This is a genomic window from Paenibacillus macerans, from assembly GCF_900454495.1.
In the GTDB taxonomy this organism is placed as follows: Bacteria; Bacillota; Bacilli; order Paenibacillales; family Paenibacillaceae; genus Fontibacillus; species Fontibacillus macerans.
Genome location: NZ_UGSI01000001.1, coordinates 776,791 through 799,602, shown reverse-complemented (window position 1 = coordinate 799,602; position 22,812 = coordinate 776,791). Strand labels below are relative to the sequence as shown.

Annotated in this window: 25 protein-coding genes; all 25 read right to left on the bottom strand. The window is 53.8% G+C overall.

What is annotated here, in order from left to right; translation table 11 throughout:
* Window positions 1-16: 16 nt before the first annotated feature.
* The 25 genes from DYE26_RS03705 to fliE all read right to left on the bottom strand — a co-directional run bounded on the left by DYE26_RS03705 (window position 17) and on the right by fliE (window position 22,769).
* Window positions 17-1,531, bottom strand: coding sequence for a protein-glutamate methylesterase/protein-glutamine glutaminase (locus tag DYE26_RS03705; protein ID WP_115311173.1), 1,515 nt, complete (start codon window positions 1,529-1,531; stop codon window positions 17-19).
* Between the two features lie 25 nt (window positions 1,532-1,556).
* Window positions 1,557-2,444, bottom strand: a complete 888-nt coding sequence (locus tag DYE26_RS03700; RefSeq protein WP_036622286.1) for a MinD/ParA family protein — start codon at window positions 2,442-2,444, stop codon at window positions 1,557-1,559.
* Window positions 2,441-3,856: a flagellar biosynthesis GTPase FlhF gene (flhF, locus tag DYE26_RS03695; RefSeq protein WP_036622284.1), complete on the bottom strand. Its 1,416-nt coding sequence runs from the start codon at window positions 3,854-3,856 to the stop codon at window positions 2,441-2,443. Before flhF ends, DYE26_RS03700 begins: the two co-directional genes overlap by 4 nt.
* Window positions 3,853-5,889: a flagellar biosynthesis protein FlhA gene (gene flhA / locus DYE26_RS03690; RefSeq protein WP_036622282.1), complete on the bottom strand. Its 2,037-nt coding sequence runs from the start codon at window positions 5,887-5,889 to the stop codon at window positions 3,853-3,855. Before flhA ends, flhF begins: the two co-directional genes overlap by 4 nt.
* 23 nt (window positions 5,890-5,912) lie before the next feature.
* Window positions 5,913-7,001 (bottom strand): flagellar biosynthesis protein FlhB, encoded by a 1,089-nt coding sequence (gene flhB / locus DYE26_RS03685; RefSeq protein ID WP_036628015.1) that lies wholly within the window; start codon window positions 6,999-7,001, stop codon window positions 5,913-5,915.
* Between the two features lie 15 nt (window positions 7,002-7,016).
* Window positions 7,017-7,805 carry a flagellar biosynthetic protein FliR gene (fliR, locus tag DYE26_RS03680; protein WP_036622280.1) on the bottom strand — a complete coding sequence of 263 codons (789 nt, stop codon included), beginning with the start codon at window positions 7,803-7,805 and terminating at the stop codon, window positions 7,017-7,019.
* A 12-nt stretch (window positions 7,806-7,817) separates the two neighbouring features.
* Entirely contained in the window at window positions 7,818-8,087 is a 270-nt protein-coding gene (fliQ, locus tag DYE26_RS03675) for a flagellar biosynthesis protein FliQ (protein WP_036622278.1), read from the bottom strand.
* A gap of 96 nt (window positions 8,088-8,183) precedes the next feature.
* The gene (gene fliP / locus DYE26_RS03670; RefSeq protein ID WP_036622276.1) at window positions 8,184-8,945 is read right to left on the bottom strand and encodes a flagellar type III secretion system pore protein FliP; all 762 of its coding nucleotides are present in this window, start codon (window positions 8,943-8,945) and stop codon (window positions 8,184-8,186) included.
* Window positions 8,942-9,478, bottom strand: coding sequence for a flagellar biosynthetic protein FliO (locus tag DYE26_RS03665; protein ID WP_036622273.1), 537 nt, complete (start codon window positions 9,476-9,478; stop codon window positions 8,942-8,944). Before DYE26_RS03665 ends, fliP begins: the two co-directional genes overlap by 4 nt.
* 9 nt (window positions 9,479-9,487) lie before the next feature.
* Window positions 9,488-9,853, bottom strand: coding sequence for a response regulator (locus tag DYE26_RS03660; protein ID WP_036622271.1), 366 nt, complete (start codon window positions 9,851-9,853; stop codon window positions 9,488-9,490).
* A gap of 27 nt (window positions 9,854-9,880) precedes the next feature.
* Entirely contained in the window at window positions 9,881-11,128 is a 1,248-nt protein-coding gene (gene fliY / locus DYE26_RS03655; RefSeq protein ID WP_036622269.1) for a flagellar motor switch phosphatase FliY, read from the bottom strand.
* Window positions 11,118-12,116 carry a flagellar motor switch protein FliM gene (fliM, locus tag DYE26_RS03650; RefSeq protein ID WP_036622267.1) on the bottom strand — a complete coding sequence of 333 codons (999 nt, stop codon included), beginning with the start codon at window positions 12,114-12,116 and terminating at the stop codon, window positions 11,118-11,120. The genes fliY and fliM overlap by 11 nt, the downstream gene beginning before the upstream one ends.
* A gap of 42 nt (window positions 12,117-12,158) precedes the next feature.
* Window positions 12,159-12,632: a flagellar basal body-associated FliL family protein gene (locus DYE26_RS03645; RefSeq protein ID WP_036622265.1), complete on the bottom strand. Its 474-nt coding sequence runs from the start codon at window positions 12,630-12,632 to the stop codon at window positions 12,159-12,161.
* Entirely contained in the window at window positions 12,629-12,853 is a 225-nt protein-coding gene (locus tag DYE26_RS03640; RefSeq protein ID WP_036622262.1) for a flagellar FlbD family protein, read from the bottom strand. Before DYE26_RS03640 ends, DYE26_RS03645 begins: the two co-directional genes overlap by 4 nt.
* Window positions 12,854-12,931: 78 nt before the next feature.
* Window positions 12,932-13,753: a flagellar basal body rod protein FlgG gene (gene flgG, locus DYE26_RS03635; RefSeq protein WP_036622260.1), complete on the bottom strand. Its 822-nt coding sequence runs from the start codon at window positions 13,751-13,753 to the stop codon at window positions 12,932-12,934.
* A gap of 93 nt (window positions 13,754-13,846) precedes the next feature.
* On the bottom strand, window positions 13,847-14,230 hold the full coding sequence (locus DYE26_RS03630; RefSeq protein ID WP_036622258.1) for a TIGR02530 family flagellar biosynthesis protein: 384 nt from the start codon (window positions 14,228-14,230) through the stop codon (window positions 13,847-13,849).
* On the bottom strand, window positions 14,227-14,739 hold the full coding sequence (locus DYE26_RS03625; protein ID WP_036622256.1) for a flagellar hook capping FlgD N-terminal domain-containing protein: 513 nt from the start codon (window positions 14,737-14,739) through the stop codon (window positions 14,227-14,229). The genes DYE26_RS03630 and DYE26_RS03625 overlap by 4 nt, the downstream gene beginning before the upstream one ends.
* Before the next feature lie 18 nt (window positions 14,740-14,757).
* On the bottom strand, window positions 14,758-16,191 hold the full coding sequence (locus DYE26_RS03620) for a flagellar hook-length control protein FliK (protein WP_036622254.1): 1,434 nt from the start codon (window positions 16,189-16,191) through the stop codon (window positions 14,758-14,760).
* 43 nt (window positions 16,192-16,234) lie between these two features.
* Window positions 16,235-17,173 carry a MotE family protein gene (locus DYE26_RS03615; RefSeq protein WP_036622252.1) on the bottom strand — a complete coding sequence of 313 codons (939 nt, stop codon included), beginning with the start codon at window positions 17,171-17,173 and terminating at the stop codon, window positions 16,235-16,237.
* A 46-nt stretch (window positions 17,174-17,219) separates the two neighbouring features.
* Window positions 17,220-17,663: a flagellar export protein FliJ gene (gene fliJ / locus DYE26_RS03610; protein ID WP_036622251.1), complete on the bottom strand. Its 444-nt coding sequence runs from the start codon at window positions 17,661-17,663 to the stop codon at window positions 17,220-17,222.
* Between the two features lie 10 nt (window positions 17,664-17,673).
* Window positions 17,674-18,990, bottom strand: a complete 1,317-nt coding sequence (gene fliI, locus DYE26_RS03605; protein ID WP_036622250.1) for a flagellar protein export ATPase FliI — start codon at window positions 18,988-18,990, stop codon at window positions 17,674-17,676.
* Entirely contained in the window at window positions 18,974-19,831 is an 858-nt protein-coding gene (locus tag DYE26_RS03600) for a FliH/SctL family protein (RefSeq protein ID WP_036622249.1), read from the bottom strand. The genes fliI and DYE26_RS03600 overlap by 17 nt, the downstream gene beginning before the upstream one ends.
* Entirely contained in the window at window positions 19,824-20,840 is a 1,017-nt protein-coding gene (gene fliG, locus DYE26_RS03595) for a flagellar motor switch protein FliG (RefSeq protein WP_036622248.1), read from the bottom strand. Before fliG ends, DYE26_RS03600 begins: the two co-directional genes overlap by 8 nt.
* 11 nt (window positions 20,841-20,851) lie before the next feature.
* On the bottom strand, window positions 20,852-22,441 hold the full coding sequence (gene fliF / locus DYE26_RS03590; RefSeq protein WP_036622246.1) for a flagellar basal-body MS-ring/collar protein FliF: 1,590 nt from the start codon (window positions 22,439-22,441) through the stop codon (window positions 20,852-20,854).
* Window positions 22,442-22,472: 31 nt separating this feature from the next.
* Window positions 22,473-22,769 carry a flagellar hook-basal body complex protein FliE gene (gene fliE / locus DYE26_RS03585; protein WP_036628012.1) on the bottom strand — a complete coding sequence of 99 codons (297 nt, stop codon included), beginning with the start codon at window positions 22,767-22,769 and terminating at the stop codon, window positions 22,473-22,475.
* Between the last annotated feature and the right edge of the window lie 43 nt (window positions 22,770-22,812).

Here is a 22,812-nt window from a genome sequence, read left to right as displayed (position 1 = left end):
CTCCAAGAGATTCCGTTTATTTCACAACTTGTACAAGCTTGGGGCCGATTTCATGCAGCGGCAAAACGTGGCTGACGCAATTCAGTTCGATTGCCGAGCGCGGCATGCCGAACACCACGCAGGTCTCTTCGCTCTCGGCAATGGTGGAGGTCACGCCGGCGTCATACAGCCGCTTCATGGCTTTCGCCCCGTCGCTGCCCATTCCCGTGAGAAGCACGATATGCCGTTTTAGCGATTCCAGCGGGAACAGCGATTTATACAAGACATCCACCGACGGCCTGTGTCCGTTGCAGGGCTCTTCCTGCGACAGATGCAATCTGTAGCTTTCGGCCGGACCAGGCACCACGTTTAAATGGAAACCTCCCGGAGCAATATAGGCCGTACCGCCGAGCAGCTCCATGCCCTCTTCCGCTTCGACCACGTTCAATTCGCTCAAACTATTGAGGCGTTGGGCCAGCGATTTGGTGAAATTCGGCGGCATATGCTGCACGATAACGATCGGGGCCGGAAAATCCGCCGGAATTTTCTCCAGCACGGCTTTCAGCGCTTTGGGGCCGCCCGTCGACGTACCGATCGCAACCAGATCGGTAAAGCTCTTGGCGGCGGCGTTCCGCGGGCGGGACCGTGCGGCGCTGCCGCCGGCCGCTTCCCGGGCCGCCGCGGTCTCCGCCTGAGCCGGCTCCAGCGGCGGCTTCGGCGGCGCCGCAGGCGCGCCCTGCCGCGCGGAGGCCGCGCGCGCTGCCGGCCGCGCTGCCGCGGCAGGCGAAGCCTGCGGCTCCCGGCGCGGCGGCCCGCCCGCAGGGCGCGCGCTGTCCCCGTCCTGCGGCGGGCGCCGGTCCGGTTCGCCCCGGCCGGCGTGCGGCGCGGCCGGGGGCTGCGTCGCGGCACGCCCGGGCTGCGGCCGGGGCAGGCGCGCCTCCGGGCGGCGCGCGCCTTCGCTGCCGCTGCCCGGCGCCCCGGGCGCGGGCGCCTGCGCGGACGCGGCGCTGCCGGCAGGGGCCGCCGACGGCCGGGCCGGCTTCGTCCGGCCTGGCGCAGCCGCCTTACTGCCCGCGTCCGCGCCCGCCTTGCCGCCCGCAGGCGGCGCCATGGCCGAGCGCAGCGCTTCCTCGCGGGCCGCTTTCCGCTCCGCAGCCAGCATCGCGCCGCGCATCTGCTCCCGCAGCTCGCGCCCAACCTGCGCGATGTCGTGCGAGCTGGTCGAGGCCGACGGCTTGCGGATAAAGTCGAAGGCCCCGAGCTCCAGGGCCATGATGGTTTCCCTCATCCCCTGCTCATTGATTCCCGACAGCATAATGACCGGGAGCGGATGCTCCTTCATAATCACTTTGAGCGCGTCCAGCCCGTTCATCTCCGGCATCTCCACATCCATGGTGACGAGGTCGGGCTTCAGCCCCGCGATTTGTTCGATCGCTTCCCGGCCGTTTTTGGCCGTAGCCTCCACTTTGAAATCCGGATCCTGCTCGACGAGGTCGGACACGATTTTCCGCATAAACGCTGAATCGTCTACCACCAATACTCGATAAGGCATCGATTGTTCCACTCCTGTTCCAGAATCATTTTGCTAGTTTCAACCACTTTTGCATGAATCCCTTGATTCCTGACATAGTATCCCTTGGCTTGATTTGTGGAACATTCATATAAGCGATAGCCAAACGCTCAATATCGCGCGCCGCCGCAGAGCCCGGAAAAGCGATGGTAAAGGGCACCTGCTTCTTGACCGCCTGCACGACGCGCGCATCGTCGCTCAGAAACCCAAGAGTAGGGATGTCCATCCCCAAAAAACGGCGGGTTACCAGCGATATTTTATCGGCAACCTGACGGGCCTCCCGTTCCCCGGTAACCCGATTGATCACCAACCGGAACGGCACATGTTCGTCCAAACCGTGCACGACTTTGATCAAAGCGTACGCATCGGTGATCGACGTCGGTTCGGGCGTCGTGACCACCAGGCATTCGTCGGCGGCGGCGATAAATTTCAACGTTTCTTTGGACAAGCCCGCACCGGTATCGAAAATGATGTAGTCCATCCCCTCCGAGACGGATTCGATTTGCGAGGTGAAGTAGTTCAAATCCGCATCGGATAACGCGAACAGATCCGCCAATCCCGATCCGCCGGCAATAAACGGCAATGAATGAGTTCCCAGTTCAATAATTTCCGAGATGCTTTTTTCGCCTTTGAGCAGATGGTACAAGTTGTACCTCGGTCTCACGCCCATCAATACGTCGATATTGGCCATGCCGATATCGGCGTCAAACAACAGCACGTTGCTTCCAAACGACTTTAGGGCCAAGGCAAAATTGAGCGTAAAATTCGATTTGCCGACCCCGCCTTTGCCGCTGCTGACGGTAATGATCCGGGCCGAACCTTTTCTGGGGACCGATTCCGCAGAATCATCCCGCGACGAAACCAGCTGTCTGAGTGACTGGGCCTGATCATTCATATCTTCCGTTCCCCCAAAAGGATGTCGACCAGCAGCTCCCGGTCCGCTTGAAGCAGATCATCCGGGACGTTCTGGCCGTTGGTAATGTAAGAAACCTTGAGCGGATAAGCATTCAACAAATTATAAATCGGCCCGACGCTTTCCGTTTCGTCCAACTTGGTGAAAATCACTTTATCCAGGCCGTATTTGCTGAAATGCTCGGTTATTTTTTTCATGTCCTGCGTTTTCGACGTCAAGCTGAGCACCAGATACATTTCGCTGACATCCGAAGGCGCAAGCAAACTGTGCAGCTCCGCCACAAAAATTTCGTTCAAATAGTTCCGGCCGGCCGTATCCATCAGAATCAAATCGCAATGTTCAAGCCGCTGCATCGCCCGCTGCACATCTCCAGGAGATTGTACGACTTCAAGCGGCACATTCAGGATCGTGGCGTAGGTGCGAAGCTGCTCGACCGCCGATATCCGGTAAGTATCCGCCGTGATGAAACCGACCTTTTTGCGGACCCGGAAAATCTGATCGGCCGCCAGTTTGGCGATTGTCGTCGTTTTGCCGACGCCCGTCGGCCCGGCAATATAGACGATACGCGTCCCCTCTTCGATCCCTAAGCCGATCCGCCCCTCCAAAAACGCGCCGGCTTTATCGCGGAACTGTGCGGTAAGCTCCTCATCGCTGAGCGACTTTCCGGATTCGGCCCACTCCTGATACACTTCCTCGATCCAGGAATCGCAAAGATCGGCCGACACCTCCTGGCCGAACAGCTGATTCTGAATCGACAGGAGGGCCTGCGGCAGCTCGCGGCCGCCTTCCTGGTTTTTGGCAAGCTGGCTGAGCCACATCTTCATCTGCCGGATGTCTTCAAGCAGCCGTTCCTCCCTGGAATCCGCAGCCGGAGCGCCGGCCGGACTTGTGTGCTCCAAAGCCGGGCTCAGCCGGGCAGGCTGTGCACCGTGATTCGGCTTGCCCGCGGCAGGCCAGGCATCGGCGGCAGGCGCCGCCTGCGGAGAGAACGGCGCCCGCTCGGGAGCGGCTGGAAGAGAGGTTCCGATGACCGGCGGTTCCTCCCGCTCTTGCAGCGCGATGGCCGCGAGGCCCGCGGTTGCCGCGGATGACAAAGACGAACTTGCCGCCGGCGACCCGAGCTGCGATGTTTTACGATACGCCTCGGGAACGGCTCCCCTTGCCACCGGAGCGGGCGCCTCTCGGGTTGTCCTAACCGGTTTGGGCCTTGGGGGAGGAGCATCATTGCCCTCCGTCGCAGCGATGACCTCGATCTTCTTCTTTCCGAACAATCCGAGGAACCCCCCGACCTTCATTTCTTTGGTGCTCAGAATAACGGCGTCCGCCCCAAGCTCGCTCCTGATCTTCAGCATCGCGTCAGGCATTGCGTCGACGATATAGCGCTTCACTCTCATAAATTCACCACCCCGACACTTTGGATTTCAACATTGGGTTCAAGCTCGCTGTAGGACAATACCGGGATATCTTGCATGCTGCGCTCAATGATTTGCCGCAAATACATGCGAATGGTCGGGGAGGTCAGCAAGATCGGCTGCTGCCCCATCTGCACAAGCCGGTTGATCTGTTCCGTAAGCTTCTGGAACACGGTTTGCGTCGATTGGGGATCCATCGTCAAGTAGCTGCCCTGTTCCGTTTGCTGGACGCTTTCGGCGATTTTTTTCTCCAGCGACGGACCTACCGTAATGACCCGCATCGTTTCGCCCGGCCGGGTGAACTGCTGCGTAATCTGACGCGACAGCGCCTGTCTGACATATTCGGTCAAGACATCGGGGTCCTTGGTGTAAGTCCCGTAATCCGCCAGCGTCTCGAAAATCGTGACCATGTCGCGGATGGAAATTTTTTCGCGGAGCAGCTTGGCCAGCACTTTCTGCACATCCCCGATCGACAGGATCGACGGAATCAGCTCGTCGACAAGAACCGCGTAATGTTCCTTGAGGTTGTCGACCAGCGCCTTTGTTTCCTGCCGTCCGAGCAGTTCGTGCGCATGCTTTTTAATCAGCTCCGTCAAATGCGTGGCTACGACGGAAGGCGGATCCACGACCGTGTACCCGGACAATTCGGCCCGGTCTTTGATCGTTTCGTCGATCCAAAGGGCCGGAAGTCCGAAGGCGGGTTCCCGGGTCTCAATACCCGTGATCGACTCGTCATCCATCCCCGGACTCATCGCCAAATAGTGATTAAGTAATAATTCACCGCCGCCTACGACATTTCCTTTTATTTTGATGACATATTCGTTAGGTTTTAGTTGAATATTGTCGCGAATGCGGATAACCGGAACGACGAGCCCCATTTCAAGCGCGCACTGGCGCCGGATCATGATGATCCGGTCCAGCAAATCCCCGCCTTGGCTCGTATCGGCCAATGGAATAAGCCCGTAGCCGAACTCGAATTCGATCGGATCGACCTGCAGCAGGTTGATGACGCTCTCGGGACTGCGGACTTCTTCGATCTGCTGTTCTTCCTCTTGCTGCTCTTGCTCGATTTGCTTGCGGTTCATATTTTTTTGCATCCGTATGGCCGCAAAAATCATCAGTCCCGCAAACGGGAACGTGGTCCAAATGCCGATCGGCGTAAACAGGCCGAGCATGGCGATCGTTCCGGCAACGATATAAAGCAGCTTCGGATAATGGAACAACTGCCCGGTGATATCTTCGGCCAGGTTGCCTTCGGAAGAAGCCCGCGTCACGATCAGACCGGCCGCCGTGGAAATCAGCAGCGCAGGAATCTGGCTGACCAGACCGTCCCCGATCGTCAGTATGGAATAAGTTGACAACGCTTCGCCAAACGGCATGCCATGGATCGACATCCCGATGATAAAACCGCCGATCAAATTGATCAGGAGAATGACGATGCTGGCGATGGCGTCGCCTTTCACGAATTTGCTCGCACCGTCCATCGCGCCGTAAAAGTCGGCTTCCCGTTCGATTTTGGAGCGCCGCTCCCTGGCCTGCTGCTCATTGATCAGCCCGGCGTTCAAATCGGCGTCGATGCTCATCTGTTTCCCCGGCATCGCGTCCAAGGTGAAACGGGCCGCTACTTCGGCCACGCGCTCCGAACCTTTGGTAATGACGATAAACTGCACAACCACCAGAATCAGGAAGACGACAAAGCCGACCACGGGTTGTCCCTGCGATATCCATGAGCCAAACGTGGCGACAACGTCGCCGGCTTTGGCCTGTCCCAGAATCAGCTTGGTGGTAGATATGTTCAGCGCCAGCCGGAATAATGTCGTAATCAGCAGCATTGCCGGGAAGATGGAAAATTGCAATGCTTCCTTCGTGTTCATCGCGACCAGCAAAATGATTAGAGCCAAAGAAATATTTACGATCAGAAGAATATCCAGCAGCAACGTCGGGATCGGGACGATCATGAGCAGAACGATGCCGATAATGCCAACAAGAATGAATAAATCTCTATACTTTTTCACGGGGAGTTCCCTCCGTCCCTTCCTTATTTCACTTTGCCTTTTATTCTATATACATAGGCCAGCACTTCGGCGACGGCCTGAAACAGATCGGCGGGAATCGTGTCGCCGATTTCCGTTCTTTGAAACAGCGCCCGCGCGAGGGGCTTGTTTTCCATCGTGATGACGCCGTGCTCCTTGGCGATCTCTTTAATCCGCAAGGCCACGTAATCCTGGCCTTTGGCGACGACCTGGGGAGCATCCATCTTCGAGTTGTCGTATTTTAAAGCCACCGCGAAGTGCGTCGGGTTCGTAATAATGACATCGGCTTTCGGCACTTCCTGCATCATCCGCTGCAGCGCCATCCGACGCTGCCGCTCGCGGATTTTTCCTTTGATCAGCGGATCGCCTTCCTGGTTTTTGTACTCGTCCTTAATGTCCTGTTTGGACATTTTTAGACTTTTTTCGTGCTCGTATTTCTGGTACATGTAATCGAGCACCGCAAGTACAAGCAGGGCGGCGGCGATCTTGATTCCGAGGTTCGTCGTCATCTCCGCGGCAAAATGAAAAATCCCCTCCGCCGGAAGATGCGCCAGTGCGGAAATGCTTCCCCTTAAGCCCCAAATCGTCGAATATACGATATAACCGATCACCGTGAGCTTAAATAATGTTTTTGCGAATTCAACCAGCGACCGCATCGAGAAAATTTGTTTGAACCCTTTGATGGGGTCGAGCTTGCTAAGCTTCATCTTAAGCGGCTCGCCCGTCACCATAAAACCGACTTCCGCCAGGTTGGTGGCGACCGCGACGACCATAACGACAAGCAAGATCGGAGCAATCAGCAGTAAGATCTGCACCGCGTAATCGCCCAGCATCGTCATGACGTTCTCTTTCGTCACCTCGGTTGTAAGCCGATTATAGAACACGTCCACAAACAATCCGACCAGCCGTTCCTTAATGAATCCGCCGAAAAAAAGCAGACATAAAAACCCCGATAATAGGACGAGCGCTCCCGACAGATCCTGGCTTTTGGCCACTTGACCTTTTTTGCGGGCATCTTGCCGCTTCTTGGGCGTGGCTTTTTCCGTCTTCTCGCCGGCGAAAAGCTGCAAGTCAAGCGAATAGCGATACGCCACCTTCAATCCCCCATCCTACGTCGGTCTTTGCCCGATCGTGCTGAGCAGGTCGTGCAGCGCGTCAAACAGCACCTCGAACAAAGCTTGAAAAGCATAAATGAAACTAGGCACAAGCAACAGCATCACAAGCAGCCCGACGATAATCTTCACCGGAATCCCGACGGCAAAAATGTTGAATTGCGGAGCCGTACGAGCCAATAAGCCGAGGGCTACGTCGGTGATAAATATGGCGACGACTAACGGGGCCGACATCTGGAACGCCAGCAGCAGCGCTTGTCCGAACGTTTGAGCCAAAAAATCCGCCAAATTTCCGTTGTAGATCCGCTGAAACACATCGTTGGACAACGGAACCCAGTCATAGCTGCGAATGATCGCATCCAGCAAGTAGTGATGCCCGTTCATGCTGAGGAACACCAGCATCGCCACAACGTACTTGAGGTTCCCCAATACCGGTGCCGTCGCCCCCGTCATCGGATCAAGCACGTTCGCAATCCCGAAGCCGACTTGCAGATCGATAAAGGACCCGGCCATTTGAATGACGGAAAAAATAAGGAACGCGACATACCCCATCAAAAGTCCTACCAGCACCTCGCGGAGGATGTACAATATGTATCCCAGATCGCCGGGAACGGGTTGACCCGGACCGATGATAAATAAAACCATAAAAGCGAGAATGCCCGCTAAACCGACTTTGAACGTTGTCGGCACCGCTCGCGATGAAAACACCGGTGAAACTACAAAAAAAGCTGTCATTCGACAAAAAATAAGCAAAAAGACAGAAAATCCGTGCAATAAAGTATCCATAATCTATACGGCCTAACCGATAAAACTAGATAGGTTGTTTAAGATCCCGTAAGTAAAATCGACCAGAGTCGTTAAGATCCAGGGGCCAAACAACAATAGCGCGACCAAAACGGCGACGATTTTCGGAACAAAGGCCAGCGTCTGCTCCTGAATTTGCGTCGTAGCCTGAAAGATACTGACCAAAAGACCTACGGCCAGCCCTAATATCAGCATCGGCGCGCTGACTTTCAAAACGGTATAAACGGCTTGTCCGGCCAAACCGATGATAAATTCCGAACTCATAAACCGTCTTCCTCTCCTATAAATAAGTCGAATCGAGTTCAAAAAGTCAGGTTTTCAGCACCGAGAAGGGTCAAAAGATGACTTTTTGAACTGCCTCTAAGGATTGAAACTTGCCAGCAGCGACTTGACGACCAAATACCAACCGTCTACAAGTACAAACAACAGTATTTTAAACGGCAGCGAAATCATGGAAGGCGGCAGCATCATCATCCCCATCGCCATCAACACGCTGGAAACGACGATATCGATAATAAGAAATGGGATAAAAATCATAAATCCCATTTGGAAAGCCGTTTTGAGTTCGCTGATGGCAAACGCCGGAACCATGACCGAAAGCGGGATATCCTGATAGCTTTTCGGTTTTTCCATTTTCGTGTAACCCATAAACAACTGAAGGTCTTTGGTTCGAGTATGGGTATACATGAACTTCTTCATCGGCACCGCCGCTTTTTCCAGCGCCTCCGATTGGGTAATCTCGCCTTTGATATAGGGCTGAAGCGCTACCTCATTCACCGTGGAGAGCGTCGGGCTCATGACAAACAGCGTCAGGAACAGCGCAAGCCCGATCAGCACCTGGTTGGGAGGCATCGTCTGCGTCCCCAGGGAACTGCGGACAAAACCCAACACAACGACGATCCGCGTAAAACTCGTCATCAGCACCAGGATGGCCGGCGCAAGGCTGAGCACGGTGATGAGCAGAATAATGGACAACGAACTGGTGCCCGATTCCCCTCCCGTGCCACCGATCTGAATGCCGATGTTCGGAATCGGATCCGCCGGTGCTGCGGAAGCTACGGAGACGGCAAGCACGCTACATAAAGCCAACAGCAAGCTGACGAGTATGACTTTTTTCTTCATGAATCCCTCGACCGATCTGTAGATTGTTCTTCCGGATCCTGCAACAATTCCTCCATTTGCCGTTTCCGGTTTGGCATTTTCCGCAGCTGAGATTGGAACACCTCATGAAAAGCCGTACCTTCCAGCTCCTCTTCCTGAGGGGGTTCCTTTTTGAAGCGGGAGATTACGCCGGACAGAATGGAAGAAAGTCCGGCAAACTCCGTCTCTTCCTCCGCCAAGGCCTGCCGCAGCGCCTCGACTTCAGCCGGGCCGGAGATTTTATCGACCAGGGATATGTCCTCTCCTACTCCGACGACGTAAATGGAGCCCCCGATTTCAATCACCTGCAGCGATTTGTTCGGTCCCAGACCCACGGCTCCCAAAGTGCGGACCGACCGGCTCTGGGACATGATGCGATTTCTTTTGCCGATAAAACGGAGCAATACAACGATTAAAACCAGGATGAGGCCAAGGACAACGATGACCGTTATCAGGTTCCCCCATAGACTCGCATCCCCAGAACCGAACTGGGGAGCCGGCTGATTCGGATTCATCGTACAGGCCTACAGTCCCAGCGTTTTGTTGATCGCTTCGATAACCCGGTCGGATTGGAATGGCTTCACAATGAAGTCCTTGGCTCCGGCCTGAATCGCATCGATAACCATCGCTTGTTGCCCCATGGCGGAGCACATGATCACTTTGGCGTTGGGATCCAGCTTTTTAATTTCTTTGAGCGCGGCGATACCGTCCATTTCCGGCATCGTAATATCCATCGTGATCAGATCGGGATGCAGTTCCTTGTACTTTTCGATCGCTTGCGCGCCGTCTTGTGCTTCCCCTACCACTTCAAAGCCGTTTTTGGTCAAAATGTCGCGGATCATCATTCTCATAAATGCTGCATCGTCTACGATTAGAATTCGGTTTGCCATTGATTTAAAATCCTCCCTAAACTTCTACTATTGTAATTTTTGGATGCGGTCCCACTGGCTGACGATATCCGTTACGCGAACGCCAAAATTCTCATCGATGACGACAACTTCGCCTTTGGCGATCAATTTGTTGTTCACCAGAATATCGACGGGCTCGCCGGCAAGCTTGTCCAACTCGATGATGGAGCCTTGCGATAATTCCAGGATATCCCTGATCTGCTTTTGGGTCCTTCCTAATTCTACGGTCACTTTAAGGGGAATGTCCATCAGTAAGTTTAAATTATTTTCATCAACTTGCCCGAAGGACGGACTTCCCAGGTTCGCAAACTGCACGGGCTGCACATTCACATTCCGGCCCGGAACGCCGCCGTAATGATGCGGTTCCCCGTAAGGCTGGCCTTGCGGCGGATAAGGATGCGCACCTGGCTGTCCGTACGCGGCGGGCTGCTGATATGGATCCGGCTGATGCATCGGCGGCGCTTGATACGATTGCTGAGGCGCTGCCGGCGATTCGTGATAAGCCGGTGCCGAAGGCTGCGGAGCTGCTGCCGGAGCCGGGGCTGCCGCCGCGGCGCTCTCCTTGGACCCCGAGTCGGTTGCCGAACCGCTGATCAGGCTGTTTACCATCTCCTTGGCGAATTTTACGGTCAAAAGCTGCATGATCGTGGAATCGATCAAATCGCCGATCGTCAGCCGGAACGATATTTTAATCAGCGGATCCGCAGGCGGCAGGCTTCCCACCCCATGCCCGTCGGTCATGTTCAAAATATCGATCCCAGGCGGCGAGATGTTGACAAACCGGTTGAATATGGTCGACATCGACGTCGCGGAGGAACCCATCATCTGGTTCATCGCTTCCTGTACGGCGCTGATATGAATTTCATTCAATTCCTCTTCGGCCGGATTTCCTTCCCCCCCGAGCATCAGATCGGCGATAACCTGAGCGTCTCTCGTCTTGATCACCAGGGAGTTCATCCCTTCAAACCCGTCAACGTATTCAACGTGAACGGCAACATGCGGCTTCGGAAACTCGGCTTCGAATTGAGCCCGTGTAATGACGGAAACTTTCGGCGTCGTAATGTCCACCTTTTTATTGAGTAGCGTCGAGAGCGCGGTAGCCGCACTGCCGAACGTAATGTTGCCGATTTCGCCAAGCGCGTCCTGCTCAAGCGGGGTCAATACGTCGTCCACCGTAGGCTCGGACGCCGTTTCCTGGTTGGCCTGTTTGAGCAGGGCGTCGATCTCCTCTTGGGACAAATAATCTTTACTCGTCAAGTTCCTCAACTCCTTCGCTGACAATATCGTTAATTTGCACCGCAACTCGGTCCTTGATGGTTCCCGGGCTGCCGATATACTTCAATCTGTCTCCGATCCGGATCTGCAATCCTTCCTGGACCGGTTTGTTCAAGGAAATCACATCGCCGACCGATAAGCCCAAAAATTCGCGAACGGTGATTTGCGATTCCCCCAATTCCGCTACAATCGGCAGCATCGCCTTATTGACCCGGTGGCGGAGCGCATCGACCTCTTCGGGGACACGCGACTTTTTCTGGGAGACGAACCAGTGGTGAACCGAAAGCTTCGGCATGATCGGTTCAATGACCACATGCGGGATACAAAGGTTGATCATCCCGGAGGTGTCTCCGATTTTGGTACTCAGCGAAATGAGCGCGATCGTTTCGTTAGGCGAAACGATTTGCATGAACTGCGGGTTCGTTTCCAGCCCCTCCATCCGCGGATTGATATCCACGACGGTTTTCCAGGCTTCCTGCAAGCTTTCGAAGGCCCGGCTGAAAATCCGCTCCATGATGATCGTTTCGATTTCGGTCAAGGAGCTGATTTTCGAAGGCGCCGTCCCGATCCCCCCAAGGAGTCTGTCCAGCATGGCAAAAGCAACGTTTGGGTGGACCTCAAGCACCATTCTTCCTTCCAGCGGCTCCGCTTCGAAAATGTTCAGAATCGTCATTTTCGGAATGGAGCGAATGAACTCGTCGTAAGGAAGCTGTTCTACCTGAACCACGTTGATCTGCACGAAGGTGCGCAGCTGCGCCGAAAAGTAGGTGGTGAGATAACGGGCAAAATTTTCATGAATCCGGGTTAAGCTGCGAATATGGTCTTTGGAAAATCGCACCGCTCTTTTAAAGTCGTAAGAGCGGATTTTCTTCTGCGTTTCTTCCTTTTTCAGTTCTTCGGCATCCATTTCACCGGATGACAATGCAGCGAGCAGCGCATCGATCTCGTTCTGCGACAATACATCTACCAAACATCTCACCCCCTTAGAAAAATCAGTTTCGCTCGGGTATGCCTAGATCGCCTGCATAATGAAATTGGTAATATCGATTTGAATCAATTTCCCTTCCGGCAGCGATTTATTGATCAGGTTCAGCAGCTTGGAGCTCAAATTGTCCTTGCCCTGCGCCCCTGTCAGATCCTCCGGCTTCGTATCCGCAAGCGTTTTGATGATAATCGGCTTGATTTTGTAATCCTTGATCTTGTCGAACGCCGCCTTGGACGTTTCCTTATCCAACTGGAAGGCAAAATTCATGACGACGACGTAGTTCGGGTCGGATAAATTCGTCTTGACGTCATCGATCGTCGAAGTCACTTTTACGATTTCGTCGGCCGACATCATTTGGGGCTCTGCCACTGTTTCGACATTTGCCTTCGCTGCGTTGCCTGATTCCGGTTTGTTCATTAAGTTCATCAAAAAGCCGGCGGCAATCACAATCAACGTAATCGCAAGCAAAATCGTAATTAGCCAGGGCAACATTTTTTTCATGACCATTCCTCCGTTTGTTGCACTTTAATAGTCGCTGCGTGGATGCCGATATCCCGGTAATATTCCTCGATCTTTGCGATCACATCGGCCGCCTTCTCCAGCACGATAATCCGCTTGCCCGTTACGAGAGTGACATATGTATCCGGCGTTTCTTCGACAGTTTCGATCATGATGGCGTTAAGCCACATCTGCGAACCGTTCAGGCGTGTTACTGAAATCATGGTACCCCTCCTACGCGGTAACGGGAAAGTTAGGGATGCGGGGGAGGCACATAGCTTACGCTCCCCCGCTGACGTTTACTAACGTTTCAGGTTGACGACTTCCTGCAGCACTTCGTCGGAAGTCGTGATGATACGCGAATTCGCTTGGAATCCGCGCTGCGCGACGATCATTTCCGTAAATTCACCGGTTAGGTCTACGTTGGACATTTCCAATTGGCCTGGAACTAGAGCTCCAGCGCCGTTATTGTTCGGGGTCGCATAGGCCTCTTCAAGATCTCCGTCTTCAATCGCATTTCCTGTCACACGGTAAAGATTGCCGCCGACTTTTTCCAGCCCTTCGGGATTCGATATCATTGCGAGGCCAATTGGGCCGGCAGTACCGGTCGATCCGTCAGCATTTTTCTGTAAGATCGTACCATCCGCAGAAATGGAAATGGACACCACACCTTCCCCAGCAACAGCACCGAGCGCTTCTCCGCCAGTACCGCAAACCAGAAAACCATCGGAAGTAACCAACTGGCCCAGTGCGTCAACATGGAAATCCCCAGCCCTTGTTAGAAAAACGGGGCCATCGTCGCCCATTGTGACCATGAAAAAACCATCTCCGTTTATACGCACATCAAGCGGATAGTTGGTCGTCATCGCACTGCCGCTGGTATGCATCGTATCGATAGAGCCGATCTGCGAGCCAAGGCCGATTTGCTTGGCATTGATACCGCCGTTTGCATCTTCAACCGGAGCGGTAACTCCGGATACCGTCTGGCTCATGATGTCTTTGAACATCACGCGGCCGGACTTAAACCCTACGGTGTTGACATTGGCGATATTGTTGCCGATAACGTCCAGCTTGGTTTGAAATCCGCGCATCCCGGATACGCCCGAATACATTGATCTTAACATCTGTTCCCATTCCTCCCAGTCATAAAATCGTTCGCTTGGCAGCCGCATCAGTCGATCCGCGGCTATTTGGCTTTCCGTACCCGGTCCAGCCAATCAAGAAATAACGACGGCGCTGTCGATCTGCGTAAAAACGTTGTCCTTCATGCTGCTGCCGTCCATGGCCGTCACAACCGTACGATTGCTGATGTTTACGATCAGCGCCATATCCTTCATTAAGATCAGCGAATCCTTGGCGCCTTTTGCGGCCGCGCTGTCGATCGCCGATTTAATCTGATGAAGCTGCTCCGGTTTGATCTCGATTCCCCGCTGCTCCAAACGTTTTACGGCGTGATTGCTGAAATGAATCAACTGGTCCGCGAGCATGTCCTTGAAGGACGTCTCTCCCGGAGCGCCCGCTTGTGCGCCTTTCCCTGGCGATAATGAGCTTGGCGGGATTCGTCCCGGATAAAGATGCCCGATTTTTACCGGATCACTCATGATCCATCAGTTCCTTGCTCAGGCTCATTTGTTTCATCCGGCTCTGTAGCAGGATTCCCAACCTGTTGTACATCGGAAATTTTGATTTCTTTATCCCCGACTTTCACATAATGAATTCCGTCCCGAACGATGATGGAGTCAACGATCCCGCTATCGGTCTCGACGATAACTTCACCTTTTCCCGTTTTTACATCATAATTGCCGGTTTTCGTCTCTACGACCCAGGTGACTTTCTTGCCGATCAAGCCGGATTCATTCCCCAAAGATTCTTTCATGGCGGCGAGCTGGTCCGAAATGTTCACAAGCTGTTCCAACGAAGTGAACTGCGCCGTTTGTGCGACAAATTGGGCGTTGTCCATCGGAGATAACGGATCCTGATATTGCAGCTGGGTGATCATCAATTTCAGAAAATCGTCCTTGCCTAGCTCGCTAGTCTTCGTACTGGACTTTTTCGTATTGGTTTGCGAATAACCCGGCCACGAGATATTGCCCGTATACGCATCAGCCACAAAGCTGCCTCCTTTCTTCTATGCTCTTGCGCTAAAGGAGCTTCCAAAACCTTGTTCCTTCTCCCTTACCTCGGCAATCCACGCGTTCCACTCTTCATTCAAATCACGGATTGCCAAAGCATCTTCCTCGACCAGCGTACGGCGTCTTTCGCTTTGCTGCTGCTGTCCCGCCCCGCTGCCGGATTGCTGTCCGTCATGGTACATATGCGAAGACAGCGCGGTATTTTGCGTCACTTCCAGCTTGTTCACCTGCAGGCCCTGGGATTGCAGCGCCGAACGAAGCTGCGACATCTGCTGTTCCAACGATTCCTTGGCAAATGCGTGCTCGGTCATAAACTGCGCCGTTAATTGGCCGCCCTGCATCGTAATCCTCACATCAACCTGGCCTAAATGTTCAGGGTAAAGCGAAATTTTAGCTTCGGACACACCTTGCAGCTTAACGATCTCCAGTTTGTTTACCAGAAAGCCGCTCATTTCTTTAGCGAAATTCTCCACAGGCACCGGGCGCGGCGTATGCTTTACAGCAGCAACACCGGCATCCCGCAGCGCAAGCTGTCCGGCCGTAACGACACTGCCCGGTTGCAGCGGACTATCCACATCCGCATTATCCGTTGGTTCAGCCTCAACAGCGCTGATCTCTCCGGCAGCTCCGGCGACTCCGGCGGCAACGGAAAATTGGGATTTCCCCGACTCCGCTTTAGGCTGGCTTACCGCAGCGGCCTGCGGGTTTTCGCCCTTCAGGGAGCCGTCATTTCCATGTTGACCCATATTCCCTTGGCTGTTTGTTTCCGCAGGCTTGTTCCCCGATACCAAGTTATGTACACTTGGAAGCTCGGCGGTTTTGCCACCGGTTTGCGCCGGTTCGGAGGAATCCGGAACACTGTCCAGCACGTTTTGCAGCGAATCCAGCAATGCTTGGATTTGAGGTAGTGCCGTCACGTTCGACGGGCCTGCAACTTGCTGCGCATCAGCTTGGGCGGTCAGCAGTTGAACCAGCGCATCCTGCACGGCAAAGCGCACCGTTTCCGGTTGCTGCGCCAAGACCAGGATTTCCGCGTTGCCATCCCCCCCGGATTTCTCCGCCTGAGGCATGATCAAGCTCTGAAAGCTTTGCAGCCAACCCTGGAGCGCCTCAAGCAGCGACGGGTTGTCCTCAAGCGCATCGTCCAGCTTCGGAAGCTGCTGCAGCAACCCTTCGATCATCGACAGAAGGCTTTCGTTCGCATTTTCTTCTTGCGTGCTGCCGCCGCTTTGCAGACCTGCCAAAGTGAGCAGTTGGGCATTGGCTTGCCCTGTTCCCAGCCCCGCATTTCCAAGCAGCATTGAAACCAGCTTTTGATCAAAAGACTGCCCGTTTCCCTGGCCGGCCGCCGCACTGACGCCATTTCCGCCGACGGTGTAAACCAGCGCGCCGGCCGCCGTTCCCGAATTTATCGATACCGATTGACCCATTTATTTTCACCTCCTTTCATGGGCGTTGCCCGCTGTTTTGATATCATTTGGCTAACAGCTGATTCAAAATTTTCACCGAAGTTTTTTCGTCGGTTTTCGTCATGCTTTCCAAAATTTTTGACCGGGTGTTGTCATCGACGGCCTTTAAAATTTTCAAGCCTTTGTCCGGGCTGACTTTGTAAGTTTGCAAAATCAACTGGGAAGCGGCGTCGGACGACATGGAAGCGAACGTCTGGCTAAGCTGGGCATCGTCCAGTCCTTTGGCCGAACCCGCGGCTCCCGAAGCCGCGTCCTTCTTCAGCCGCGACTGCAACGCGGCGATCGCCAAATCATCCGAGGTCTTTACGTCCTTGAGCTTGATCGAAATGGCCGCCGCTTTTTGCGGATCCATTTTTTCGAGAATCGCCACTTTGCTCTCATTGCTCATCGCGTTAAGCATCTGCAGCGTTTCATCCGTCGTTAAATTGCCGAAAATGGCCGCCGCTTTACTGGGGCTCATTTCCGCATACAACTGAGCCAGCTTTTTTACTTCCTTTTGATAAGCCTCGGTTTCGGCGGCCTGCTGTTCCTCCGCGGATTTCTGCTCTGCCGCGGCCAGCTCCTGCTCAAGCTGCTTCACCTTGTCCTGCTGCTCCGCAGCTTGCTGGTTCGCCGCCTGCAACTGCGCCTGTTGACGGGCGACCTGTTCCTTCAATTCCTTGACCGTAGCGTCCGTGCTTTCTTGCTGCTTCTTCTCATCCGCCGGCGCAGCGGCCTTCTCTTCATCGGTTAGCTCGGGATCGGGCACGAAGTTGTTAATAAACGGCACTTTGTTCCCGATATCCAGCAGCGTATTCCGAAAGTTCGTGTTAAACAGATACAATAGCACCGCAAAAAGAACAACCGTAAACAAGATCGGCGTCATGAAAAACAGAAAACGCGAGAACCCGCCGCCCGATTCCTCCAGCTCTTCTTCCTCCAGCTTCAGCTCCGTCTTAGCCATTTTCTTTCCTCCTTCGAAAAACCCATAATTTTCGCCCGCACAAAATTTAACGGGCCCTCATGGCAAACCGGACGGTGGCCATCTCATCCAGCTCGTTTTGTTCCCGAAGAAGCATTTCGTGCTGAAATTTTTCTTTCGCTTTTTCTTTCGCTTTCAACCAAACTTTTTCATCGAGCATCTTTCCGTTTAAAATCGACTTCTTTTGCTCTACCTTCAATTCGGCGCGCTTGACATCCCCCAGCTTCCGGGCGATGGATTGCTCGATATATTCCATGTACCGTTGAAGTTCCTGGAGCTTCAGCATTGAAGCGCTATTTTCCATCTCGTCTTGAATGGCCGAAGCGGTTCTCGCCTGTTCCTCGAACAATTGCTCCAAGGAACGCTGTTCCGACTGCAGTTCCCCGACGGCGGCGGACAACATCCATTCAGCTTGCGTCTTCTCGTTTGATTTCAAATCCAAAACTTTCTGATAGACGTAACGGAATTTCATCCTTTAAGGGTCATCTCCTTGCAAATTCGGAAATTAAGCGTTCTTGCGCTTCGGCGAGCGTTACCTTTTCGCTTACTTTCTGTTTCGAGAAAGCCCAAATGCCCTGTATGTATTCGATCGCTTCGTCGATATCGGCATTGGACCCCCGCTGGTAAGCGCCGATGTTGATCAGATCCTCGGAATCTTTGTATACCGCCAGCAGCCTTTTGTAATTTTCGGCCGCCTCGTTTTGCTGCTCGGGAACAATATCTTTCATAACCCGGCTTATGCTGGCCAAAATGTCGATAGCCGGAAAATGTCCCTTGTTCGCTATGCCCCGGTTCAGCACAATATGTCCGTCCAAAATCCCCCTCACCGCGTCGGCGATCGGCTCATTCATGTCGTCACCGTCAACCAGCACGGTATAGAAAGCGGTTATCGATCCGGCCGGCCCGGTACCCGCCCTTTCCATCAGCTTGGGCAGCGCGGCGAATACCGAAGGCGTGTACCCTCTCATCGCCGGCGGCTCTCCGACGGCAAGCCCCACTTCACGGAGCGCCATCGCGTAACGCGTCACCGAATCCATCATCAGCATGACGTTCAAACCGCGATCGCGAAAATATTCGGCAATCGTCGTAGCGATGAGCGCGCCTTTCATCCGAATCAAAGCGGGCTGGTCCGAAGTGGCCACGATAACGACGGATCGTTCCAGGCCTTCAGGGCCAAGATCCCGTTCAATGAAATCCAGCACCTCCCGGCCGCGTTCCCCGACCAAAGCGATAACGTTGACATCGGCCGCCGTATTGCGGGCAATCATTCCCATCAAGGTGCTCTTACCTACCCCGGAGCCGGCGAAAATACCTACCCGCTGCCCTTTGCCAATCGTCAGCAATCCGTCGATCGCTCGGACCCCGATGCTGATCGGTTCGGCTACACGCGGACGATTCAGCGGGTTCATCGGCTTGTTGAAGGTCGAGTAGTGGCCCATCCGCGAAGGCAGAAGCGAACCGTCGAGCGGCTGGCCCAAACCATCCAGCACTTTGCCCAAAAGCTCGGACCCCACTTGCACGGTGAGCGGTTTTCCGGTTCCGACCACATCGCATCCGGGACCGATGGACTGGAGTTCTCCCAGCGGCATCAGCAGCACTTTGTTGTCCCGAAAGCCGACGACTTCGGCCTGCAGCGGCTGCGACGCTTTCGTCGGATAGATGTAGCAGACGTCGCCGATGCTGGCATCGGGACCTTCGGATTCCACCATAAGACCTATGACCTGAGTCACCTTTCCGTTAATCCGGACCGGATCAAGCTGCCTAAGATGATCGATATAACGCTCAGCGTTCATGCTCATCGTTCGTCTGCCCCCGCTCTTCCGCCTGCATCGCGATGCGCACCAGCTCTTTTTTGATTTCGGCCAGCTGCGTATCGATACGGGCATCCACGCTGCCGAAAGCGGAACGAATCACGCAGCCCCGGTCTTTTACGGTAGGGTCCGGCAATATTTGCAGCTCCGCTTGCGAATCGATCGCCAGGCCGAGCTCCTCCCTTGCAGCCTGCACGAAAGCAAAGTGAGCGGGCGAAACGCACAATGTAATAACGCCTTGCTCCCGTTTGCGCGCCAGGCTCTTCTTGATCAGCTCCAGCGTATAATCCGGATCGACGTTCAGCTGCTTATCGATAACTTTTTCGGCAATCGCACAGCTAAGCTCCACGAGAAACGGTTCAGCCTCCTGAATAATCCGTTCTTTCTCAACGTAAGCCTGCTGCAGCACGCCTCCCGCTTCCCGCATCATTTCGTCGACCTTAGCCTTCAACGTCAACTCCGCTTGAACTTTACCTTCCTCAAACCCTTGGCTGAAGCCTTCCGATTTAAGCGCCTCAATCAAATGCTCATCCTGCTCCCGGCGCTCTTGCCACCAAGCTTCAATCTGCTCGCGGGCTTCGGCAAGCAGCTGCTCGGCTTGTTCCGACGCTTCCCTTACCTGGCGTTCGGCAAACTCCTTGGCATCTTCAAGCATTTGCTTGCGTGTTTGTTCCGCGGCGATATCCTCCGGCGACGGAACGTCTTCTTCAACCACAGGGGACGCCGCTATATCATGGTGCTCCTCCGGAGCCCCAAGCGGCTTCGCCAAATTGAGCTGTTTCAACACATCCACCGGAACGTACTGCGACACCTTAATCACATTAGACAATGATGTCATCTCCTCCGCCGCGGGCGATGATGATCTCACCAGCTTCTTCCAGTCTGCGGATCGTAGCTACGATGCGGGTCTGCGCTTCTTCGACATCACGCAGCCGCACAGGTCCCATGTATTCCATTTCTTCCTTGAACGTCTCGGACATCCGTTTCGACATGTTGCGGAAAACGGCTTCCCGGACTTCTTCGCTGGCCACTTTGAGGGCAAGCTGCAGATCGGCGTTTTCGATATCGCGAATAATCCGTTGGATCGAGCGGTTGTCGATGTTGACGATATCTTCGAAAACAAACATCCGCTTTTTGATTTCCTCGGCCAGCTCCGGATCTTGAATTTCCAGCGAATCGAGAATCGTCCTTTCCGTCCCCCGGTCGACCCCGTTCAAAATCTGCACGATCGACTCGATGCCGCCCGCGCTGGTGTAGTCCTGGGTTACGGTAGCGGAAAGCTTTTGTTCCAACACTCGTTCTACTTGAGAAATCACTTCCGGAGACGTGCTGTCCATCACGGCGATTCTTCTGGCAACCTCCGCCTGCTTCTCCTGCGGCAAGGAGGAGAGGATCGCCGCCGCCTGTTCAAATTGCAGATAAGACAAAACAAGGGCAATCGTCTGGGCATTCTCGTTCTGAATAAAGTTTAAAATTTGGTTCGGGTCGGCCTTGCGGGCGAAATCGAAAGGTCTCACCTGCAAGGTCGCCGTCAGCCGGTTAATGATATCCAGCGCCTTGGACTGTCCAAGCGCCTTCTCCAAAATCTCCTTGGCGTAAGTGATCCCGCCCTGCGTAATATACTCTTGGGCCAGACAAATCTGGTGAAACTCGGCCATGATCATCTCTTTTTCCGCGCTGTCCACTTTGCGGACATTGGCGATTTCCAGCGTCAGTTGTTCGATTTCATCATCGCGCAAATGCTTGAAAATTTCCGCCGATACCTCAGGCCCGAGCGTGATCAACAATATAGCCGCTTTCTGTCTCCCGGTTAACACTGTGCTCGTTGTTTTTGACAATGCGTTCACCTCTAATCGTCAGCTAGCCATGTGCGAAGCAAGTTAACGAATTCCTCCGGCTTCTTCTTGGCCAGCGTCTCCAGTTGTTTGCGCACTTGGTTCTCATTCGTGACCGAATCCAAATTAATGGACGGAAATTCCGGAGTAAGAGGCATCGAAATATCTTCTTCCTCTTCTGCCAGTTGTTGGTTGCGGCGGCGGCGGAACAAGACGAATCCTATGCCTGCCAGTGCCAGCAGTGCAGCCGCGCCCACGCCCCATACTACCGGGTTAGAGAGGCTCAGACCTGTATTTTGCTGCGCTTCATTATGAAATGGTTGCGAGACGACTGAAACTTTTCGCTGCAGTTCTGCGTCTGTATATGTAGTACCGGAATCGGCAAGATAGGAACCGACGATGTTAGTCAAAATATTTTCAATGGCCAAACGGGTCGTATCGTCCAAGGTTTGCTGTCCATCCGGTGGTTCAACGGCAACGTTGATGGTTAAATCTTTAATGACATAAGGGCTGGCAACGATATCCTTCGTAATCCGATTCACTTCGTAATTGATCGTCGAGGACGATTCCTCCGAAGATGAGCCGCCGTTAGCCTGAGCCGAAGGATAGTTGACGACATCCTGCTGGCCGGTTCCCGGAACTCCGCTGTCCGGACTTGCATTGCCCGTGTAGCTCTTTTGCACCTTTTGCGCGCTGATTTCGATCCCTTTCATGTTGTCGGTATCGACCGGCGTCACCAGATTGTCTTTTTGCGTTACTTGGTCAAAATTGAGTTTGGATGCGACCAACACCTCAATTTTGTCCGGTCCCGTCAATCTGGAAAGGAACTGTTTCACACTCTGGCGAACATCGCTTTCGAATTTTTTCTGCAAGGCCATGTTTTCCTGAACCGCCGCCGATAGAGTACCGCTGGTCCCGCCTTGTCCGCTGGGCAATAGTACGGTATCGTCGCTGGATGACATGGAGATGTTTTCAACCGGCAAATTCGGCACCGACGTCTTCACCAGATTGAAGTATCCGTCGATAGCTTCCTGGTTTGCGCGATATCCCGGATTGAAGGTAAGCACGACGGAAGCCGTCGCTTTTTGCTGTTCGTCCGGACTGGCAAACACGTTTTCCGCGGGAAGATTGATCAATACCTTGGCGTCCTTGACACCCTGCATCTGTTTAAGCAACTGTTCGACTTCACCGTTCAGAGCGTTTTTGTATTTGACATTGAATTCATTATCCGTCATGCCGATCAGCGAAGTGCTCTCGTTAAAAGCTTCCAGCCCGATGGAGCCGCTTTTAACGATTCCTTGCGACCCAACGTCCACCTTGACGCGGGACGCGTTTTTGCTCGGAACCGAAATCGCTGTGCCGTCCGGACTCAATTTGTAAGGGATGCCTCCGGATTCCAAATAATTGATAATCCCGGCAGCATCGGTCGAATCCAGGTCCGTAAAAGCTACTTCATACTCCGTTTTGGAGAATTGGATCGTCATCAGGATCACGGCGAGCAGTACGAATGCGATGGTAGCTATCAATAATGTCTTCTGTTTTTTGCTGAATTGGTTCCAGTACCCGGTTAATCGGTCCCGGTACTGAGCGATTCTCTCATTCACAATGTCACCTCATCCGAAGCATCTAAAATCGTTAAATTTGCGTACGCATAATTTCTTGATAAGCTTCTATCACTTTGTTGCGTACTTGTGTCGTCAATTGCAAACTTAACAAAGCTTGCTCTGAGGCGATCATCATCTGGTCGGCGCTTGCATTTCCTAGCATAAATTGATCGTTGACTGTCTGCGCGTTCGTTTCTTGCGCAGCCACTCCGTCCAACGCGTCGCTCAAATAAGAACTGAAACTTTTAATCGATTCGGCGGGAGTCGGCACCTGCGGTTTGCTTGGCAGCTGCGGCCCCACTAGCGATTTGACGGCGTCAAAGCTCATTCTTTCAATCAAAGGTCAACACTCCTAACTGCTTGATTTCTAG

Coding starts and splice junctions, on each gene's coding strand:
- DYE26_RS03665 (WP_036622273.1), bottom strand. CDS start 9,478: ATGAATCCGAATCAGCCGGCTCCCCAGTTCGGTTCTGGGGATGCGAGT.
- flgG (WP_036622260.1), bottom strand. CDS start 13,753: ATGTTAAGATCAATGTATTCGGGCGTATCCGGGATGCGCGGATTTCAA.
- DYE26_RS03630 (WP_036622258.1), bottom strand. CDS start 14,230: ATGAGTGATCCGGTAAAAATCGGGCATCTTTATCCGGGACGAATCCCG.
- fliP (WP_036622276.1), bottom strand. CDS start 8,945: ATGAAGAAAAAAGTCATACTCGTCAGCTTGCTGTTGGCTTTATGTAGC.
- fliI (WP_036622250.1), bottom strand. CDS start 18,990: ATGAGCATGAACGCTGAGCGTTATATCGATCATCTTAGGCAGCTTGAT.
- DYE26_RS03640 (WP_036622262.1), bottom strand. CDS start 12,853: ATGATTTCAGTAACACGCCTGAACGGTTCGCAGATGTGGCTTAACGCC.
- DYE26_RS03645 (WP_036622265.1), bottom strand. CDS start 12,632: ATGAAAAAAATGTTGCCCTGGCTAATTACGATTTTGCTTGCGATTACG.
- fliR (WP_036622280.1), bottom strand. CDS start 7,805: ATGGATACTTTATTGCACGGATTTTCTGTCTTTTTGCTTATTTTTTGT.
- DYE26_RS03615 (WP_036622252.1), bottom strand. CDS start 17,173: ATGGCTAAGACGGAGCTGAAGCTGGAGGAAGAAGAGCTGGAGGAATCG.
- DYE26_RS03620 (WP_036622254.1), bottom strand. CDS start 16,191: ATGGGTCAATCGGTATCGATAAATTCGGGAACGGCGGCCGGCGCGCTG.
- fliE (WP_036628012.1), bottom strand. CDS start 22,769: ATGAGCTTTGACGCCGTCAAATCGCTAGTGGGGCCGCAGCTGCCAAGC.
- fliJ (WP_036622251.1), bottom strand. CDS start 17,663: ATGAAATTCCGTTACGTCTATCAGAAAGTTTTGGATTTGAAATCAAAC.
- fliQ (WP_036622278.1), bottom strand. CDS start 8,087: ATGAGTTCGGAATTTATCATCGGTTTGGCCGGACAAGCCGTTTATACC.
- flhF (WP_036622284.1), bottom strand. CDS start 3,856: ATGAGAGTGAAGCGCTATATCGTCGACGCAATGCCTGACGCGATGCTG.
- DYE26_RS03705 (WP_115311173.1), bottom strand. CDS start 1,531: ATGCCTTATCGAGTATTGGTGGTAGACGATTCAGCGTTTATGCGGAAA.
- DYE26_RS03700 (WP_036622286.1), bottom strand. CDS start 2,444: ATGAATGATCAGGCCCAGTCACTCAGACAGCTGGTTTCGTCGCGGGAT.
- DYE26_RS03660 (WP_036622271.1), bottom strand. CDS start 9,853: ATGGCAAACCGAATTCTAATCGTAGACGATGCAGCATTTATGAGAATG.